Origin of the sequence: Tanticharoenia sakaeratensis NBRC 103193, from assembly GCF_000963885.1 — a bacterium.
In the GTDB taxonomy this organism is placed as follows: domain Bacteria; phylum Pseudomonadota; class Alphaproteobacteria; order Acetobacterales; family Acetobacteraceae; genus Tanticharoenia; species Tanticharoenia sakaeratensis.
In genome coordinates, this window is record NZ_BALE01000026.1 from 1 (window position 1) to 806 (window position 806).

Sequence of the window (806 nt, forward strand, 5' to 3'; positions counted from 1 at the left end):
AAGCAGCAGGATATGAACCGGATTAACGTGGAACGGCTCTAGTCAGACACAGAGACAATAATGGAGGATCACCATCCCTCAAAGCAGCGCTAAAGTGCCGTAAGGCATCTCATTGCAAATATTTTCTAACAGTTTATTACGGTCACAGTACTTTTTTATATAATTAAGGAGACATCGATGAAAAATAAGATGTTGATGCGGAAAATTCAGCAGGAAATCGTTGAAGAGTGGCGATCTCACGGATTATTTGTCAAGATAATAATAATTCTTACCTTGGCTCTCGGTGTATTTTTGTCCGCGTTCGGCTTGAGCAGCCTTTCCGATTGTGGGCCCTTTCGAGGGCACCGAGTAATATACCTGATAGCTCTATCCGTGATGATTGTCGTCTCCGTTGCAGTTTTTGCAGCCGTAGGACAGGAAAAGAAAGCGTCTTCAAAATTTGCTGACTTCTGTTGGAATATGTGGACATGCGTTGTCACAACAACTCTTGCATCAGATATTGCATCTGAGCCGCTTGCTGGCAAACAAGCTTCGCTTAGCAGTTCCATGATAGACCTTTACACTGCAATACAGCGCCATCCTGGCATTGGGGCCGTATTTCTGATGACCCTGTTACTTGTCACCGCCGCGCGTGCAGGGTTCGCATTAGGATCGTTATTACGATCGAAGGAACCAGCTAATCCACCCTCACCTAGCGGGGCGGCTAGCACTACTTTGGCAGTGTGAGCCGCCCCGCGAGAGGCGGAGACGTTCGCTTCTAAATTTTTGCGCCGCAAAGCGGACCGACTGCTCCCCCCCCCCCCCCC

Annotated in this window: 1 protein-coding gene; it reads left to right on the plus strand. The window is 48.4% G+C overall.

Features of this window, described 5'->3' with window-relative positions:
• Positions 1 to 177: 177 nt before the first annotated feature.
• On the plus strand, positions 178 to 726 hold the full coding sequence (locus B8446_RS16065; RefSeq protein WP_148505941.1) for a hypothetical protein: 549 nt from the start codon (positions 178 to 180) through the stop codon (positions 724 to 726).
• Positions 727 to 806: the final 80 nt, after the last annotated feature.